The 17,342-nt window shown below is 45.0% G+C and carries 18 protein-coding genes and 1 other annotated feature; of the genes, 11 read left to right on the top strand and 7 right to left on the bottom strand.

Annotated features, from left to right (window positions below; translation table 11 throughout):
* Window positions 1-39: 39 nt before the first annotated feature.
* The 3 genes from TX85_RS19860 to TX85_RS28000 all read right to left on the bottom strand — a co-directional run bounded on the left by TX85_RS19860 (window position 40) and on the right by TX85_RS28000 (window position 3,233).
* Window positions 40-720, bottom strand: coding sequence for an RloB family protein (locus TX85_RS19860; RefSeq protein ID WP_044481498.1), 681 nt, complete (start codon window positions 718-720; stop codon window positions 40-42).
* A complete protein-coding gene (locus tag TX85_RS25485) occupies window positions 720-1,994 on the bottom strand; it encodes an AAA family ATPase (RefSeq protein ID WP_049895094.1) in 1,275 nt (424 codons plus the stop codon). Before TX85_RS25485 ends, TX85_RS19860 begins: the two co-directional genes overlap by 1 nt.
* Before the next feature lie 543 nt (window positions 1,995-2,537).
* Window positions 2,538-3,233, bottom strand: a complete 696-nt coding sequence (locus TX85_RS28000; RefSeq protein ID WP_044481496.1) for a toll/interleukin-1 receptor domain-containing protein — start codon at window positions 3,231-3,233, stop codon at window positions 2,538-2,540.
* Between the two features lie 152 nt (window positions 3,234-3,385).
* Between TX85_RS28000 and TX85_RS28095 the strand changes: the two genes are divergently transcribed.
* Together TX85_RS28095 and TX85_RS19835 are read left to right on the top strand one after the other, a co-directional pair.
* Complete coding sequence (locus TX85_RS28095) at window positions 3,386-3,745, top strand: type 1 glutamine amidotransferase family protein (protein WP_316244900.1); 360 nt, start codon at window positions 3,386-3,388, stop codon at window positions 3,743-3,745.
* Between the two features lie 339 nt (window positions 3,746-4,084).
* Window positions 4,085-5,824, top strand: coding sequence for an ABC-F family ATP-binding cassette domain-containing protein (locus TX85_RS19835; RefSeq protein ID WP_044481495.1), 1,740 nt, complete (start codon window positions 4,085-4,087; stop codon window positions 5,822-5,824).
* Window positions 5,825-5,837: 13 nt separating this feature from the next.
* On the opposite strand, the gene infC is transcribed toward TX85_RS19835, so the two are convergent.
* A complete protein-coding gene (gene infC / locus TX85_RS19830; protein ID WP_044481493.1) occupies window positions 5,838-6,359 on the bottom strand; it encodes a translation initiation factor IF-3 in 522 nt (173 codons plus the stop codon).
* A gap of 241 nt (window positions 6,360-6,600) precedes the next feature.
* Between infC and TX85_RS19825 the strand changes: the two genes are divergently transcribed.
* Window positions 6,601-7,728 (top strand): stalk domain-containing protein, encoded by a 1,128-nt coding sequence (locus tag TX85_RS19825; protein WP_049895092.1) that lies wholly within the window; start codon window positions 6,601-6,603, stop codon window positions 7,726-7,728.
* A 266-nt stretch (window positions 7,729-7,994) separates the two neighbouring features.
* A complete protein-coding gene (locus TX85_RS19820) occupies window positions 7,995-8,219 on the top strand; it encodes a hypothetical protein (RefSeq protein WP_044481492.1) in 225 nt (74 codons plus the stop codon).
* 107 nt (window positions 8,220-8,326) lie between these two features.
* On the opposite strand, the gene TX85_RS19815 is transcribed toward TX85_RS19820, so the two are convergent.
* The gene (locus tag TX85_RS19815) at window positions 8,327-8,743 is read right to left on the bottom strand and encodes a MerR family transcriptional regulator (protein ID WP_044481490.1); all 417 of its coding nucleotides are present in this window, start codon (window positions 8,741-8,743) and stop codon (window positions 8,327-8,329) included.
* 184 nt (window positions 8,744-8,927) lie between these two features.
* Here TX85_RS19815 and TX85_RS19810 point away from each other — a divergent pair, with 184 nt between their 5' ends.
* The 3 genes from TX85_RS19810 to TX85_RS19800 all read left to right on the top strand — a co-directional run bounded on the left by TX85_RS19810 (window position 8,928) and on the right by TX85_RS19800 (window position 12,977).
* Window positions 8,928-9,968: an NAD(P)-dependent alcohol dehydrogenase gene (locus TX85_RS19810; RefSeq protein WP_044481489.1), complete on the top strand. Its 1,041-nt coding sequence runs from the start codon at window positions 8,928-8,930 to the stop codon at window positions 9,966-9,968.
* A 55-nt stretch (window positions 9,969-10,023) separates the two neighbouring features.
* Window positions 10,024-10,288 (top strand) — a binding site (T-box leader).
* 42 nt (window positions 10,289-10,330) lie between these two features.
* A complete protein-coding gene (gene metG / locus TX85_RS19805) occupies window positions 10,331-11,965 on the top strand; it encodes a methionine--tRNA ligase (protein WP_044481487.1) in 1,635 nt (544 codons plus the stop codon).
* 130 nt (window positions 11,966-12,095) lie between these two features.
* Window positions 12,096-12,977 (top strand): AraC family transcriptional regulator, encoded by an 882-nt coding sequence (locus TX85_RS19800; protein ID WP_044481486.1) that lies wholly within the window; start codon window positions 12,096-12,098, stop codon window positions 12,975-12,977.
* Window positions 12,978-13,076: 99 nt separating this feature from the next.
* Here TX85_RS19800 and TX85_RS19795 read toward each other — a convergent pair whose 3' ends face one another.
* Window positions 13,077-13,436, bottom strand: a complete 360-nt coding sequence (locus TX85_RS19795) for a DUF4190 domain-containing protein (RefSeq protein ID WP_044481485.1) — start codon at window positions 13,434-13,436, stop codon at window positions 13,077-13,079.
* Between the two features lie 221 nt (window positions 13,437-13,657).
* On the opposite strand from TX85_RS19795, the gene TX85_RS19790 reads away from it, so the two are divergent.
* Window positions 13,658-14,788, top strand: a complete 1,131-nt coding sequence (locus tag TX85_RS19790) for a hypothetical protein (RefSeq protein WP_187375179.1) — start codon at window positions 13,658-13,660, stop codon at window positions 14,786-14,788.
* Between the two features lie 73 nt (window positions 14,789-14,861).
* Here the strand turns inward: TX85_RS19790 and TX85_RS19785 are convergent, their stop codons facing one another.
* The gene (locus TX85_RS19785; protein ID WP_044481484.1) at window positions 14,862-15,332 is read right to left on the bottom strand and encodes a pyridoxamine 5'-phosphate oxidase family protein; all 471 of its coding nucleotides are present in this window, start codon (window positions 15,330-15,332) and stop codon (window positions 14,862-14,864) included.
* A gap of 238 nt (window positions 15,333-15,570) precedes the next feature.
* Here TX85_RS19785 and TX85_RS19780 point away from each other — a divergent pair, with 238 nt between their 5' ends.
* From TX85_RS19780 to TX85_RS19770, 3 genes are all read left to right on the top strand, one after another.
* On the top strand, window positions 15,571-16,413 hold the full coding sequence (locus TX85_RS19780; protein WP_044481483.1) for an alpha/beta hydrolase: 843 nt from the start codon (window positions 15,571-15,573) through the stop codon (window positions 16,411-16,413).
* A 111-nt stretch (window positions 16,414-16,524) separates the two neighbouring features.
* On the top strand, window positions 16,525-16,761 hold the full coding sequence (locus TX85_RS19775; RefSeq protein ID WP_044481482.1) for a DUF6953 family protein: 237 nt from the start codon (window positions 16,525-16,527) through the stop codon (window positions 16,759-16,761).
* Between the two features lie 94 nt (window positions 16,762-16,855).
* The gene (locus TX85_RS19770) at window positions 16,856-17,215 is read left to right on the top strand and encodes a hypothetical protein (protein ID WP_044481481.1); all 360 of its coding nucleotides are present in this window, start codon (window positions 16,856-16,858) and stop codon (window positions 17,213-17,215) included.
* Window positions 17,216-17,342: the final 127 nt, after the last annotated feature.

The following is a 17,342-nucleotide window of genomic DNA, read 5'->3' as shown; positions in this document are numbered from 1 at the left end:
TTGTGTTCCAGAGATGCCTATATTTGATAATGAGTTAATCTATTCACTACTGCTCATTTCCAATAATATTCGCTCCATTAATAGGTGAACAGTTGTGAAGGGATTCATTTGGCGAATGTCCGTCTCATAAACTAATTCTTTCTGAGAGTATCTTTCTTCAAGTACATGAGCATGCCTAATTGCATTTCTCAATGTGTCGCCATTTCCAATGATTTGGCGGATGAGTCCTGAATCCGCTTTTGTGTATTCCCGTCCTAATGCATAAGATAACCTTTCCCCGATGACTCTCTTCGAATTGGAGTACTCAGGTTCTACTTGCTCGAAATGCATTAACAGCCACGTTTCAAACAATAAGTTTGTTAGAGATAGCGTATAATCATTGGTTGATGCGAGCATGTCACGAAGGACCTTTTCAATCTCACGTGGTGCATCGCAGTCGAATACCAGGTGCTTCTCATATAAGGAATATTTCTGCATGTTGACTTTATCAAGAAGAAAGCTTTCAGCAAAGTTTAATACCTGTTGTGCATTGCCATTTGCCGGAATAGATTCGATATCCAAGTGAGCGTACTTGTTGCGGTTTTTTTGAATAATTTCAGCAAAATACTCAAAATAAATAACTTCAGTCTGCCCTTCGCAAAAGAGCAGTACTTTTCCTAAATGACTCGGTCGTGTCTCCACTTGTCTAGGTAAAAACGGGTTTAAGCGAGCGATGACCATCACCTCCGATTCTCTGGAAACGAAGTCTGGAGAATCGGGATTGCACCGTACTTTCCACTAAAGTAATCTTTGTGGTAAGTAGCATCTTGCCTGACCATTTTTAGATCCGCTAGCGAATATAGGGAGGAGACTCCGAGCTCATTCTTGTCAACAAATAAAATCTCATCGCGGCGGAACTGCTCTTTATTTAATATCGACGTATCGTGAGTCGTGAAGATCAGTTGCGCATGATTCGTGTTTCGGTCTGATTGAAAAAGATCCACGATGAATTTGGTCAGCAAAGGATGCAACCGTGCCGAAAGCTCGTCAATAACAAAAACGCCCCCGCGCTCAAGCAAGATCAGGACTTCCTGTATAAATGAAAGAAATCGCAAAGTACCCGATGACTCCTGAGCAAGATCGAATGATTTGGTGCCCACTTGATCGCCATTTAAATTAAAGATGGGATGAATCGTTTTAATAAGCGGTCGCTTTATTTTTTTGCCTTTTTGCTCGTCAAATACCTCTTCTGTTTCAATCACGATATTTTCTATTCCAACATCAATGGAACGAATGTATTCTGCCACTTTAGAACGGAATGCATCGTCCTTCAAGAGCCTTGGAGAGTGCGGAATGGCATGTACAGTTCCTTTAATACTTGATTCAAAAATGAGCTCAAAATGGACATTGAATCGGCTTCGGAAGAAGTCTTTAAAACTGTCGATGAGCTTTTTAACATCATCTGTTGCAAAATAATCAAGAACAGAAAGATACAGACGGTCTTCACGGTATTTGGTGAAAGAGCGTAACTGCGCCTTAAACTTTTGGCCGAAAGTGATGCCCGTTGACTGATCACGTTCAAAAACCGAATGATTGTTAACACTGAGCCATTCCGATAAGATGTTGCTGTCTTTCAAGGAAAATCCATATTGGAATACTTGATCTTGATGTACAAAAACCATTTCAAATTCAATACGGGAGTCGATCTGCTCGGATAACAGGAAGGGGCGTATGGGCGGCAGTTTTCTAATTGACTCAATTCCCTCGTTATTCTCGTCTCCTGAGGTATCTTGAAATAAATGACTGAAAATAATCTGTTCAAACCAGTGCATGGCACTGATTAAGTTTGATTTGCCACTTGCATTAGGCCCGTAGATAGCCAGTGTCTTTAGCAAACTGAATGGTGTATTCTTTATAACATGAGACGGATGTTGCGTATACGAAGAAGCACGAAGATCAAGAATGACTTCATCCCGAAAGGATGAAAAGTTTTTAAAGCGAAACATAACAAGCATGAAGATCATCCTCACTAGATTTTTTTGATATTATCTCAATTATACCACGTTTCAGTGGGATTTAGACTTTATCATGCTCATTAATTACGAAAAAATCGTAATTGGATTAACTGGAAATGAAGGTTCGAAGGACTATGAGAGATTTATTTATCGATTAAAATTTCGCCCTATCAGTGATATGCTGAACCGTATCATAAGTAACGGCAAGTTTTTTGGGAAAAACGCGCAGCAGGCTTGGAAAAGGGCTTTGTCGGGCATGGGTTTGGGATTGACCACGATTGGCAAAGTCGACGCAAAGGGGCCTCCGCGAGCTTTTTGGGATCACAGAAAGAGGCGGTACCTTGAAGGGGCTTTGCTCGCGGAAAGCAAAAGCCCCTCCGCTAGTTTGGCGGATGGGGCCAGCTCAAAAAAATGCTTTTGGACTATCAGGTCATACTCGAGCTAGATGCCGGCAACTTTGTGCCTGTCCTTCATGTGGCTTTGCTTTGTTACTTTTGTCTTGCAGAGGACCCTATTGCCGTTGCTCAGGTAGGCAAACAGAGCTTAGAGGGCTACTAGCTCTGCGAGCTTGGCCGCGACGTCTGCCATAGGCTCTTCAGCAGTGTCCAGGCCACTTCGTGATCCGAGCAAGGGACTGATTTCTCGGAGAGCTTCATACGTTGTCTCGTGTACAATCGGAACGAGCTGATCTCGGGCGAGGAGTGCCGAAAGCTCTTTGTCGGCGATGCCCTCTTTTGGAAGTCGGCGTAGAAGCGCAGGGGTAACCAGCACAATCCCGACTCGCGAGTTCGCCAAGCCCTTGTCGATGGCACGTAGCAACGGCACGCCGAGGCCAACGTCCTTCTCGCTGAACCAGACGGAGACACCACGTGACTCAAGCAGATCGTGCAACTCCTTAGCGACCCCCTGCCGGTCATCCCACGCATGGCAAAGGAAGACATCCCGAAGGTCAGGTCGATTTGCCAAGTTTTCGACGCTGTTGCGGACTGGTGTGAGTGCCCTAACTTGTTCAGGCGTGTACCAAACGGATGAACCTGCTCCCGACCAGCGCGGCTTTGAACTGCGGCTGGAACCTCCGCCGCTGCTTCTGCCTCCCCCACTTGTCGGGGACGGGGAGTAAGACGGGGGCGAGTACGTCCTGTAGCCACTATAGCGGCCATAACTTCCACCGCACGCTGGGCAGTTGGCACGGGCACTTGCTGAGCGATGTCCATTTACTGGAGCTGTGCATCTAGCCATGTTCCTACCTCCTAATATGATTTTCCTAGTTCTATATTACTATCAAGAAGGAAAATGATCCATATATTTTACAGTTTGTGTAACATGTTGATTTTCCAGAGAAGCTGGTTAAGTGGTTACATGAGGATATCCAAGACAGAAAATCGCTTGTTATGATTAGCGCTCAACCATCTGGTTACGAAGGTGAGCCAATTAACTTTGATGATATTTCTGAATGGACATGGTTAACTCAAGCTAACCATGAATATTATTCCATTGATTACCCCATGCAGAAGGAAGAGGCCCGGCGATTCAATCAGAACGCTTCTGTCATTTTTTTATGCGGGGGAGACCCTGTTCAGCAGAACGATTTTTTGGCAGAATATGAATTACTGAATGTTATTAAGGACAGCAATGCGGTTGTAATGGGTGCCAGCGCCGATGCTTTGAATATGTCTGCAAAATGGTTAAGCTTGGATAGCACGGGCTACGAAGCTGAAACAGGTAACTATTTACGATGGTATTGGCTTTGATCATTTTGCCTATGAAAGTCATTCTAAACGCGACTAAGCCACATTTGCTCAAGGCTACCTGTTTCCCTTGTCTGAAGAGATTTATGTTCATGCGGCAGAACCAGGAGAGCGCTATGCGTGTAAAGGACGGAAAATAGAAATATTGGGTCCTGTATATTTAATTTCCCACTCAAGGATTCAGAAATTCATTGAGACGCTCTAATTAGGCGAGAGGCTGCCATTTTGGTGGCCTTATTCTATGTGTAGGTAAGATCTATAACTGAATTGAACTTTAGTGGTAAACCGTGTTACTCTGAGAAGCGGCAAGCTCAAAATTTAGCTATAAAGAAAGGTAACACGATGATAAAAGTTGATCACTTATCCTTTTCGTTTCCGCAAAAAGAACTATATAAAGATATTTCTTTTACGCTTGAAGAGGGACAGCATTGCGCTTTTATAGGAACAAGCGGCAGTGGGAAAAGCACACTGATCGATATACTGATGGATCCGGAAAGATATTTGTTTGAGGGCAGATTAGAGATAGACCCAAATTGCAGAATCGGACATGTCAGTCAGTTCCCGCAAGTAGACAAAGCTCAAGAAACAACCGTTTTTGAATATATAGGAGAAGAATTTATTAAGCTGCAAAATGAAATTACATCGATTTGTACGGAAATGGAAACATCATCGGATTTGGACTCGTTACTGGAGAAGTATCAACTGGCTTTAGATGCATTTCAATCTATGGGTGGCGATGATTTTGAAAGCAGTATAAATAAGAAGCTAAATCTAGCAAACCTCATGAAGCTAAAAGATCAAAGGGTATCCGATTTAAGTGGTGGGGAACTCAAGCTCATTCAAGTGATGAAAGAGATGCTTAGTAGTCCAGACTTAATGATTATGGACGAACCCGATGTATTTTTAGACTTTGAGAACCTAAATGCGCTTAAAAAACTCATTAATTCCCACAAGGGAATCCTGCTGGTTGTTACGCACAACCGCTATCTGTTGAATCATTGCTTCAATAAAATCATCCACCTCGAAAACATGGAGCTCCAAGAGTTTGATGGGCGGTATATCGATTATAACTTCTCGCTGCTTCAGACCAAGATCGAGCTGCAAGAAATCGCGGTCGCCGAGGCCGAAGAAATCGAGCGATACGATCACCTCATCGATAATCTTAGAGAGATCGCAACGAATGTTGCAGACCCGTCCGGAGGCCGAGCGTTAAAAGCCAGAGTCAAGCTCCAAGAAAGACTGGAAGCGCGTAGAATTAAAGCGCCGTTTGTTGATATTAAGCAGCCGAATATTAGCTTTGGTATAGATCATGAAATGGAAGACACCATGGTTGTAAAGGTCAATCATTATCGTGCTGCCTTTGATGAGCTGCTTTTACACGAAGTTAACTTTGAAATAAAATCGACAGATAAAGTAGCCATTATCGGTGCGAACGGTACCGGAAAAACGACTTTACTCCGAGACATCTTCAAAAATAATCATGATTCAATTGAAATAAATACCGATATGAAAGTGGCTTATTTATCTCAACACCAAGGTGAAACGTTAAAGGATTCGAATACCATACTGGATGAATTCATCGATGCCGGATTTAACGCTTATGATGAGATTAGATCGTATCTTTCAGACTACGGCTTTGAAGGAGAAATCCTGAATCAAAAGATCAAATCTCTATCCGGTGGAGAGAAAAATATGCTTCAAATCGCTAAAGTTTCTGCCAGTCAAGCAAACGTACTGCTTCTTGATGAACCAACAAGCCATTTAGACATCTATACACAGATCGCACTGGAGAAAGCCATTCAAGACTACAAAGGTGCAATTCTTATGATTTCGCATGATTTCTATTCTGTTGTAAACGGTATGGATTATGTTTTACTCATTGACGATAAGAAGATTAGAAGAATGAGTATGCGCAAATTCAGACAGATGATCTATGCCAGTCATTTTAATAGAGATTATTTAGAAATCGAGCAGAATAAAAAATCAGTTGAAATGAAAATAGAATTGGCATTAAAAGACAATAACTTTGAACTTACAAAAGTATTGCTAGATGAGCTGGAAGATCTGATTAAGCTGCTTTAAAGAGCCCTGCCCTTTAGCGCGGTCTGAGTGTTACCTGAGAGCCTTTTCCACTTGTCTGAATGCCTGTTTCCTTACTTCCGACTTCCTTAAGTTCACTCAATAGTTGCTCCAGCACTTTCTTGGCTGCTGCTCCCTCCTTCGCGCCGGAGGCCTTAACTACAAGCTGTACTGGCTTGCCAGAGCGCAGATGCTTATCCGCTTGCCGTAACTTCGTGTCGTAATCATGCTGTTCGATATGAGCGGTGAAGCGCAGCTCCTTGACCTTTTCTTGTCTACCATTACCGCCAGCTTGCTGACTTTTACCTGATTTGCGTGCAGTCGCTGACTCTTTCTGTGCTGTTGCTTTCACTTTGCCTTTAGCCATCAGGCTGCAGGGCGGGGGACTGCTCATCAGTGAGGTGCAGACCAGATCAACCTTTTTGGACCGGGCCATAGCCAGCGCCTCCTCTCTGGTGACAATGCCGATGGCCTCACCGCTCAGTCGGGTAAGCATTACCTCGGACGCTCGAATTTGTTCGTTCATTAAGACTGCCACTGTAACCCAACCTCCTGTTGTATAAATCCTCATATGGTTTATCATATACGGAAGCTGCTGGGGGTTCAAATTATGCCGAGAGCATTCAGGAGGAGATGAGAAGCTGATGAATATTAACGGAACCCTTAGTGAATTTATGGCTTGGGCTACGCAGTAGCCTGCCCGAAACTTTTTTTTATAAAGGGAAAAGTTCACAAATGACGAATGTAGTCATTACGACAATTCGAGGAGTGAACCCATTTTGCGTAAACTGATCAAACTTCAATTAATCACTGTACTTGCTTTCTTGCTAAGCATCGTTTCTATTTCATCCGCATTTGCAGAGACCTCCCTGATCTCAGACAAAAATTTGGAACAAGCGATTAGAGTCGAGCTAAAGAAGCTGACTGGCCCCATTACCAAAGAGGATCTACAAACCATGACGTCGCTCTATCTCAATGGTCCAGAGCAGAAAATTAGCAGTTTAAGCGGACTAGAGCATGCTGTTAATGTAGAGAGCCTGATGCTCCCGGATCTTGGAATTACCAATATTGAACCGCTTAAAAATCTGCATAAAGTCACCTTTCTAGCTCTGAATGACAATCAAATCACTCAAATTGAGCCGCTAAAAGAGTTATCCCAACTGGAGCAGCTCATTATCGATTCGAACAACATCGAGAAGCTTGATGCAATAGCGGGATTAACCCATTTAACGGACTTGTTAATCGGCCATAATCAGCTTAAGGATCTGTCACCGATCCAATCCTTAGTCAAACTGAATTGGCTGGACATAAGCAATAATCAAATCCCGTCTCTTGAACCTCTAAGAGATCACCCGGAACTGGAACATTTATACTTTGAGAATAATCAAGTCCAAGATATCAGCGTCTTAACAAGTCTTCCGAAGCTCAAAGAGGTTTCACTCAGCAATAACCCTCTGAATGGGAGTGCAGAGAAAATTCTGATTGAACTCGCTGCCAAAGGCGTCAAAGTGTTTAAAGATGAAGATGAACAACCGGTATCACCTTCAGATCCTGACGAAATCATGGTGCTGCTGAATGGGGAGATCGTTACATTCCAAGTCCCACCCATCAAGCAAAATGGATCTGTACTTGTTCCGTTCCGCGCTATTTTCGAAGCATTGGGATTGAAGGTTGACTGGGATTCAAAAACCCAAACGACCACGGGAAGTAAATCGGGTACGTCTATCAAGCTTAAAGTAGGTTCAACTACTGCTGAGATCAATGGCAAGCAGAAGAAACTGACAGTAGCCCCTTCTACCATCAAGGGCAGCACCTACGTTCCATTACGGTTTATCGGCGAAGCAGTGGATGCGAAGGTGAACTGGTTTTCTGAGATTCAAGCAGTCACAATTTATACGTTGGATTAGATCGCATGATCGTTTGGCTAATTATTTCTAATTTAGTGGAATCATATTGCGGCTTTAAGTAATACGCTGCAACTTCATACGATAACCCAGATATTCTCGATTCCTTACTTCATAAAGTATAAATCGGACTTTAGAATCAATTTCCTGGCCCAACTTGCATGAATCGTGCGGCGTACTCTAAAGTAGAGGGAACGACATACGAACGGAGTGGTAGGGAGAAATGGAGAGCGAACGCGTTAGAAACACGATGCGGGAACACGGATACTGTGTCGCCAGACGACGCATTGTCGTCGTTTGCCGTAGAGGCTTATAAAGTAGCCTATCAGGAGGGAGAGCTGCCGGCTCAGGTTATGATGGCAGACGTTACTCCGTTTAATCAGGAGACGATTACCGACATGGAGCGCACTCAGTTTTGGACAATGCCGGATGCGGAGGATGTTCTGCAGGAATGTCACTATATTGATTTTGATGGAGCCTGTAAAGGCAACTGAAAACTAGGAGCACAAATAGCTAAACAGAATAAAAACGGAGTCGGCTAAATATAGCTGTCTCCGTTTTTTATTTACACAGAACCGCAGCTCGCAGACCGGGTACCGTATCATTCTGGTTCAGAGTCATCTTTAAAACTTTTCTTGTGAATACTTTCCGTCCCTGCATTTAATGCAGTCTTGTAATATGAGCATTTATGCTCGATCAGCTCCATGGTTTTCTTCAGTTCTTCCATTTGTGCCTCTACCGTAGCTTTTCGTTCCATGAACATGTCATATCTTTGCTGTAACGTGGAATCCCCCTCTGAGCACCAATCAATGAAGTTCTTAATCTCCTTAATGGGCATCCCGGTTGATTTTAGACATTCAACAATTTTTAAAGCTTCGATATCGGATTCCTTAAATATTCTCGTTCCGCTGGGAGCGCGTTCTACAAAAGGCATCAGCCCCTCTTTGTCATAGTAACGCAAGGTATATGCTGTCAGATTCAATGCTTGGGCGACTTCGCTGATCGAATAGGCTTTCATCATATGTCTTCCTTTCACTTCGATATAAACCTCGAGCTAACTCTAAGTATAAGGAAAGTGTATCACGGTGTTTGCCGGATATCAAAGTCATTATAATTCCCATTTGACCTAGAGTTAACTCTAAGGGATATGATGCTGAATAGGCCTATTTCTTTAGAAAAATTTATTAGGAGGTATTATTTTTATGATAACTGCAAAAGCAAGAGCTGTAGATGGTCCGGACAAATCGTTTCGAGCTGCTGAGATTAAAAGACGTGATCTTGATTCCCATGATGTTCTGATTGAAATTAAATATGCGGGCATCTGCCATTCCGACATTCATACTGCTCATGGAGAATGGGGTCCGGTTAACTACCCGCTCGTGCCTGGACACGAGATTGCCGGGGTTGTTACTGCTGTAGGCCCTAATGTATCAAAGTACAAGGTGAGTGACCGGGTAGGCGTAGGATGTATGGTTGGTTCCTGTGGCGAGTGTGAGAACTGCCGTAATGGAGAAGAACAATATTGTCTCAAAGGAAATATACCAACCTATGCGGGTGTGGATCAATACGGCGAGCCTACACAAGGAGGCTATTCTACTCACATTGTCGTAGAGGAAGATTTCGTACTGCGGATTCCGGATCATATTGAGCTTGACGTGGCAGCACCGTTGCTTTGCGCTGGCATTACGACCTATTCTCCGCTAAAGCATTGGGGAGCAGGCCCAGGTAAAAAAGTAGCCGTAGTAGGTATGGGCGGTCTAGGGCATATGGCGGTAAAAATCGCACATGCTATGGGAGCAGAAGTTACCGTCCTGTCACAAACCTTGAATAAAAAGGAGGATGGCTTGCGATTTGGTGCGGATTACTATTATGCAACAAATGATCCGGAGACATTTAACAAGCTTGCCGGCCACTTCGACTTAATCATAAACACAGTAAGTGCCAATATTGATATTAACGCTTATTTCTCACTGTTGACTCTTGATGGTACCCTGGTTATCGTGGGTGCACCGGGAGAGCCTTTATCGGTCCAGGTGTTCGCTCTTAGCAGTCGGAGACGTTCATTCGCAGCTTCCATGATAGGGGGCATCCGCCAGACGCAGGAAATGTTAGATTTCTGTGCCCAACACGACATTGTTCCTAAAATTGAAGTGATCTCGGCAGATCAAATTGATGAGGCTTATGAACGAGTGTTATCTTCTGATGTGAAATACAGATTCGTCATTGACATTAGTACCATGTGAGCTACCTTGACTTTAGAAACGACATTCATTATAATTTCCAGTAACTTGAATATGCTCAAAAGCTAAGAAGAGAAAGAGTACCTTGGTGACGTCTTTTTTACAGAGAGCTCCGGTAGCTGAAAAGGAGTAAAGAATAGCTAAGGGAATATGGTCTCAGAGCTGCGCATCGAAACCTCATGTGGTTGTAGGCTGCGCCGGAACCCGCACCCGTTACTGTGCTAGGGTATACACGCGAACAGCGTCGTACCTGAAGAGGTGAATGCCGTGAGGCATTTGATGAAATTGGGTGGTACCACGTGAGCACAACTCTCGTCCCTTTGGGATGAGGGTTTTTTTGTGTGCAAAAATGAGGAGGGAATCTCATGGCAAAGGTATTTATTGGCGGGGCATGGCCGTATGCGAACGGTTCATTGCATTTGGGACGATTGGCAAGTGTATTACCGGGGGATGTCGTGGCACGTTATTTCCGTGCAAAGGGAGATGAAGTTTTGTATGTGTCGGGCAGCGATTGTCATGGAACCCCTGTAGCGGTTCAAGCGATTCAGGAGGGAGTCTCGCCAAGTGATATCGCGGATCGATATCATCGGGAATTTGTCGAGTGCTTTGATCGTATGGGCTTTACTTATGATTTGTACACGCGTACCGATCAGGAATTTCATCATCGTGTCGTCCAGGAATTGTTTCTGAAGCTTCTGGAAAATGGTCATCTATATAAAAAGACCGTTCTGCAGACGTATTGTGAGACCGATCAAAGATTCTTGCCGGATCGATACGTTGAAGGGAATTGCCCTGTTTGCGGTCATCGTGCCCGAGGGGATCAATGTGATTTTTGTTCAACAATACTTGATCCGGCAGACTTATCAGAAAAGACATGCAAAATTTGTGGAAATCCTCCTATCGAGCGGCCAACGGAGCACTTTTACCTTGCACTGTCTCGATTCCAGACTGCACTGACTGAATACGCAGAAAAGGCCCAAGGATGGAAAGAAAATGCGGTCCATTTGACACGGAGATACTTGGAGGAGGGGCTTCAGGATCGGGCGGCGACTAGAGATTTAACGTGGGGCATTGACGTCCCGGTTGAAGGATTCAACGAAAAGAAAATCTATGTCTGGGTTGAAGCTGTCAGTGGTTACCTTTCCGCAAGCAAGCAATGGGCAAGTCAGACTGGCAGCAGTTGGGAATCCTTTTGGCTGGACGAAGAGAAGGATCTGACCGCTTACTATGTTCATGGAAAGGACAACATCCCTTTTCACACCCTGATTTGGCCTGCCCTGCTCTTGGGAGTTGGAGGGCTGCATTTGCCGGATCGAATCCTCTCATGTGAGTACATGACACTAGAAGGGAAAAAGTTCTCAACAAGTCGTAACTGGGCAGTCTGGGTGCCTGACATTCTGAAGAGGTATCAACCGGATTCCATACGCTACTTTCTGATTGCAAATGGGCCGGAGAAGCGGGATACTGATTTTTCATGGAGGGAATTCATTCACAGTCACAATGGGGAGCTGCTTGGTGCGTTCGGAAATTTTGTCAATCGAACGTTGGCCTTTATCGACAAAGCCTTTGGAGGACGTATTCCTTCAGGAGAGCTTAGTGAGGAATGGACAAGGGCAACTGAAGATTTGTATCGAGATGCCGGCGTCCTAATTGAAGACGGTCGTCTAAAAGAAGCCATTGAGTTGATCTTTACCTACGTTCGTCAAGCGAACAAATATTTTGATGAACAAAAGCCTTGGGTGCAAATCAAGGAAAGCCGAGAGGCATGCGGACGCACACTATATTCATGTGTTCAGCTGATAGCCAATCTCGCCAATTTGCTTGAGCCCTTCATTCCTTTCTCTTGTGAGAAAATAAGAACCTTCCTTACGCTTGAAAAACCAAGCTGGCAGTTAATCTTTGTTCCGGCTGACTTACAAGTTCAAAAGTTAGAGCTTTTGTTCGAGCGCATTGACGTAAGTCGGATTGAAGAAGAGCTGAGTTTGCTGGAGAAGCAATAATTACCGTTACAGACAATGTACTGAGCCGTATTCTAAATAAGGCAAGCTTCTCAGACAAAACAAAGCATCCGCGGACAGGAATCTATTCGGAGCTTCTTCTAAACTGAAAACAGAAAGGAGTTGGAAGCGAGTGGAGGCACTTCGATTACTTCGGCAGGCGATTGATTACATGGAAGAGAATTTGCAAGCGGACATCAAAATCGAGGACGTGGCTAGAGCTGCGATGTCATCTAAGTATCATTTTCAGCGAATGTTTCATGTATTGACGGGCTTTACGGTGACCGAATATATCCGCAATCGTCGACTTACGTTAGCGGCGGAAGAATTGGCAGGCACGGACGGCAAAGTCGTCGATATTGCCCTGAAGTATGGTTACGAAAGCCCGGAGGCATTCGCCAAAGCCTTTCAACGGATCCATGGCGTAACGCCGCTTGCGGCGAAGAAAAAGAACGTGAAGCTCAAGGCGTTTCCTCGGATCTCCTTTCAAATTCAGATTAAAGGAGAGACTGAAATGAACTATCGTATCGTTGAAGAACAGGCATTTAAGGTCATTGGCAAAGAAGTCATTATTAAGAAAGACGCATTTACGGAGATACCGGCCTTCGTGGAGGAAATTTGGAAGAACGGCACGACTGCACGGATTAATGAGTCGGCAGGCAGAGAAAGCGACGCCTTGCTGAACGGCTATCACTACGATTTTAGAGAAGATGGAACCAGACGTTATCTCTTTGGGGCCGTTCTGCCGGACGAAAATGCGGTCCGCCCTGAATTTAAGGTGTTGGCTATCCCTGTCCAGACTTATGCCGTATTTGATAGCCGTGAGAAAGCGCCTGAGAATGAAGAATTGGGCCTTGAAGTTCTAAATGTCTGGAAACGTATTTACTCGGAGTGGTTTCCGTCAGCGAGCTTCGAGCAGGTTGAAGGACCGTGTTTAGAGAAGTATAGCTGGACGGACGAAAGCCAAACGGATTCGATTTGCGAAGTTTGGATCCCAGTTAGAAGAAAGGCGTAATTCGAATTACTGGCTGCCATCTTGGCGGCCTTTTCCTATAATGAATGCAAAATTGAATATTTGGCATAAAGGCGCCTATCGGGCGCCTTTGGATGGTGTCTACGCATTATTCATTGCACTCATAAAGCCAATCACAAACGAGATAACAAAAGCAAATACATTGAGAGCCGTCGCGACGATTCCGCATACCAATCCTGCAATGGCCATACCGCGTCCTCGCACCTGTACTCGCTTGATTTCTTTAAACGCTAAAGACGATAACACAATCGCAACGATACCGCTGAAGAAGCCAATGGTTCCAAGGAATATGATTCCTTCTCCTAACGGCAAAGTAATTAAGGATACGATACCTAGTATTAAAGAGGTAATTGCTTTGCCGCTCGTCTTCGCCTGTGCCGGAACGTAAGATTGATTTGGCGGAGAAAATCCGTATTGCGGGTCTTTGTAATTGTTATCCAAGGAATACCCTCCTAATTAATGAGTCATTATTTCCATTATACTTCGCGTAGTAAATTACTGTAAGGCTATCCCGTAAATTAAAATTTTTTCCCCGAACCTTATACAACGCCCTCTAACTCACAAGCAGTTTGTATGTAAAAGATCATGGAAATTAATTACAAGCTATTTATAAAATACTTAATAATAAGACAGAAACTAAACGTGAAAGGTGATTTCTTTCTATGAATGACAACCGGCGAATCTATTTGGCCAAGGTGAAAATGTTGATTGTTAACTTTTTACTGCTTGCACTGATTGTTGTACTTGCGGCTTGCGACAGCTCTTCCGTGAGTAAGACAGCAAATAAGTCTGGACAACCGATCAAGGATACAACTGTGATGACACAGGCATCCAGCCATATCTATCTGTACGGTGAAATACATGCCGAGGCTAAGATTATGGATAAAGAATTTGAATTGTGGTCTGATTATTATCAGAATGAAGGCATGAGACATTTGTTCGTCGAGCATCCCTATTATACTGCCGAGTATTTAAATCTATGGATGCAAGCGGATAATGATGATATTTTGGAGGCCATCTATAAGGACTGGGAGGGGACAGCGGCTCATACTCCACATACCAAGACGTTCTTCAAAAAAATAAAAAAGGAGTGTCCGGAGACTATTTTTCACGGCACAGATGTCGGACATCAATATGCTAGTACTGGAATTCGCTTCTTATCTTACCTTGAAGCAAACGATCTGACTGAATCGGAGCAATATACTCTAACTGCTGAAGCGATCCAGCAAGGTCGTTTGTATTACAGCAAAGAGGACGATGTATATCGGGAAAATAAGATGACCGAAAACTTTATCCGCGAATTTGAAAAGTTGGACGGCGAGAGCATCATGGGTATTTACGGCGTAGCACATACCGGGCTTGATGGAATGGATTACCACACTCAATCCGTCCCTAGTATGGCTAATCAACTACAAGAGCATTATGGAGACAGCCTTTCTTCTGAGGATTTGAGCTGGGTTTTTAGAGATATTGAGCCCCTAAGAGTCGATTACATTACCTTGCGGGGGAAGAAATACGAGGCAGCTTATTTTGGAAAACAGGATTTGACCGGGTTCAAGGATTATGCTTATCGAGAATTTTGGCGACTAGAGGGCGCTTACGAGGACCTCAAGGATCTGACGTTGACGGAAAATGTTCTCCCTTATAATAACTATCCGATGTTGATTGAAATAGGACAGGCTTTTGAGATCAAGTACACCAAAGTAGACAACTCCATAGAAATTGAACACCATCTGTCTACCGGGAAGGTTTGGGAAGGCATGGATTCAACTCAACAGATCATAGTAGAGTGATATTGTAAATGAAAATAAATTTCAAATTGAAACGACACCCAGATCATGAGAGGTGCCGTTTCTTTTTTACCACTTAATTAGCTGTCTTATTGATAAAATCAATCTCATTTCTGATCCCTTTGTGGGCGTCATTCCACAGGCCCTTTGTCAGGCGTATGCGCAGTAGGCAGGTGTTAGGGTCTTCGTCGTTATTGGCTTCGTAATACCATGCGGCGAATATTTTGCGCAGCTTTGTCATTATCTCCGCGTTTTTCTCGTCACACACCCAGCCCAGGTTTTCGCCGATACCATCGGCCGTAAAGTTCTCGACAATGATACAAACGGCCACTTCGGGGTTTTGGGCGATCTGCTGCATCTTGTTTGAGGTCGCATAGGTAACGGTGTAGAACGCGCCGTCCTCATAATAGGCGTCCACAATGCGGGCGGCGGGACGGCATTTGCCATTGGCCCCCGGTTCCAGCGCGATGGTGGACAGCGTGATCAGACCGTCCTTGTTGCCCGCTTGATCTTCCAGCAGCTTCATGGCTTCGTCGTACTTGCTCACTTTATTACCTCCCAAAGTGGAATAAGACATACATTATCAAGCTTATCATTGTAAAGTCCTATTGCATGTGAAGAATAGTACGCTAAAAAAGTGAGCAAGTGACGGTATTTTAATCAGAGGTCCTTCGCATGAACCGGCTTGGCAAGGTACAGCGCAATTCTGCTAAGGTTAACGAGTATTGCTTTCCATGGGGCTGCACGTTAAGATTCATGTAAATACAATCATAGGAGAATGTTTCATGACGAAGACTACTGCCTTGCCTTGGAGAGACGTTCTGCCTGGCGATAAGCTGCATACCATTACCGGTGATGTCAGGGTGATTCAAGCTTTTCCGATTCCTCAGCTGCAGACAACGCGCAGGGTGTGGATCTATCTGCCGAGAAGCTATCATGAAGGTACTCGCCGTTATCCTGTCCTCTATATGCATGATGGGCAAAATGTATTCGATCAAGCGACATCTTGGGGAAACGAATGGGGCGTCGATGAGACGTTGGAGCACATGACAGTCCATGAGCCTGAGCTCGAGGTTATTGTGGTTGCGATAGATCATGGAGACAATGAGCGTAATAATGAGTATAACTTCGCCATAAATTCGGAGTATGGCTTCGGAGGCAAAGGCGGCGCCTATGCCGAGTTCCTTGCGGAGACGCTCAAGCCTCATATCGACAGTTGCTACCGCACATGTCCTGGACCGGAGCATACGATGATTGGGGGAAGCTCGTTCGGCGCATATATTTCGCTCTACACGGCCCTCCGTTTTCCGGATCGATTTGGCAGGGTCAGCGGCATTTCATTCGTGATGTGGCAAGACCAGGGTGCCATGATTCAACTGATTCAGCGGTCGGTTAGTTCTCCTGCGCTGCGCCTCTACCTAAGCATCGGAGAATTGGAGACCGATAATGCCGACTTTAATCGGACTGCCCATGAACACGTTGAGCTGGTAAGACAAACACTGCTTGCTGCAGGAGTAAAAGACAGCCAAATCCGCTGCGACTTCATACTAGGCGGAACGCATCATGAATCGACATGGGGACCGTTATTCACCGAAGCTCATCGTTGGCTGCTCGGGCTGCCGGGATGAGACGAGACCGGTATGCAAAATGTACAAGCCCTTCAGACCTTAGTCGTAATCAACGTATGCTTGGCTGAGGTCGGGCAATGGCAATAAGCGAGTGAAAAGGAGCATAATCCAATGGAAGTAACTGCGCAGGAAGTAGCAGAATGGATGGTCAAGGAGATCAGGTTTAGAGGGTCGCTATACCAGACCGATGCGATTGAATATGTGAAGACCCATTTCGGCGAACAATTCGTATTCGTGAATGAGAACGGAAATTCCTCGCTGTCGAAAGAGGTGAAGAAGGCTTTTCGCAAGCTTCACGGAGGCCGAATTGCTTGGGACCGCGACGGATTCTTTTGGGCTTGGACCTGAAATAAATGACCCGAGAAACCAGCACCTAGGCGTCACTCCCTTTCCGCCGGTGCATATGATGATTATGCCTATTCATTGAAGGGAGCGATCACATATGGGACTTTTTCCATTTCCGGGTACCGGCGGAGGATTTCCGGGATTCCCGAGCGGACCCGGCGGACCGGGTGGGCCAGGGGGATTTCCGGGGGGTGCACCGGGAGGCGTTCAAGCGCCGACAGCTCCCCCGCCGCAATTCGTGCCGCAAATGTCGGCCACTGCATTTGCCATCGACCCCGGTGCGATCAGAGGCTGCCTGTTCCGCAACACATACATTTGGCTGAACAATGGCGAGCAATTCTGGTTCTTTCCGGTATTCGTCGGGCCTAATTCGGTTGCAGGGTTCAGATGGTTCGGGTTCTTCTGGGGGTACTTCGGCATTGATTTGAATCGGATTAGCTCGTTCACATGCTTCTAGGACAGACAGCCAAAGAGGACAGCCGCAGGCTGTTCTTTTTTGTTTTTGTAGGCTTTAGCTGGTTGAGTGCGTGAAACGCGCGAAACAAAAAAACACCCGTTATGCGGCTGGGGGAACAAAGGTTGAA

The organism is Paenibacillus antibioticophila (assembly GCF_000455265.1).
Taxonomy (GTDB): Bacteria; Bacillota; Bacilli; order Paenibacillales; family Paenibacillaceae; genus Fontibacillus; species Fontibacillus antibioticophila.
Note: the sequence above shows the minus strand (reverse complement) of the source record. Positions and strands in the feature narration are given on the sequence as shown.

Bases quoted from the DNA above. Each gene is read 5' to 3' on its own strand.
- TX85_RS28095 (WP_316244900.1), top strand. From the start codon at position 3,386: ATGATTAGCGCTCAACCATCTGGTTACGAAGGTGAGCCAATTAACTTT.
- metG (WP_044481487.1), top strand. From the start codon at position 10,331: ATGGCAAAGGTATTTATTGGCGGGGCATGGCCGTATGCGAACGGTTCA.
- TX85_RS25485 (WP_049895094.1), bottom strand. From the start codon at position 1,994: ATGCTTGTTATGTTTCGCTTTAAAAACTTTTCATCCTTTCGGGATGAA.
- TX85_RS19790 (WP_187375179.1), top strand. From the start codon at position 13,658: ATGAATGACAACCGGCGAATCTATTTGGCCAAGGTGAAAATGTTGATT.
- TX85_RS19780 (WP_044481483.1), top strand. From the start codon at position 15,571: ATGACGAAGACTACTGCCTTGCCTTGGAGAGACGTTCTGCCTGGCGAT.
- TX85_RS19860 (WP_044481498.1), bottom strand. From the start codon at position 720: ATGGTCATCGCTCGCTTAAACCCGTTTTTACCTAGACAAGTGGAGACA.
- TX85_RS19770 (WP_044481481.1), top strand. From the start codon at position 16,856: ATGGGACTTTTTCCATTTCCGGGTACCGGCGGAGGATTTCCGGGATTC.
- TX85_RS19775 (WP_044481482.1), top strand. From the start codon at position 16,525: ATGGAAGTAACTGCGCAGGAAGTAGCAGAATGGATGGTCAAGGAGATC.
- TX85_RS19815 (WP_044481490.1), bottom strand. From the start codon at position 8,743: ATGAAAGCCTATTCGATCAGCGAAGTCGCCCAAGCATTGAATCTGACA.
- TX85_RS19810 (WP_044481489.1), top strand. From the start codon at position 8,928: ATGATAACTGCAAAAGCAAGAGCTGTAGATGGTCCGGACAAATCGTTT.
- TX85_RS19835 (WP_044481495.1), top strand. From the start codon at position 4,085: ATGATAAAAGTTGATCACTTATCCTTTTCGTTTCCGCAAAAAGAACTA.
- TX85_RS28000 (WP_044481496.1), bottom strand. From the start codon at position 3,233: ATGGCTAGATGCACAGCTCCAGTAAATGGACATCGCTCAGCAAGTGCC.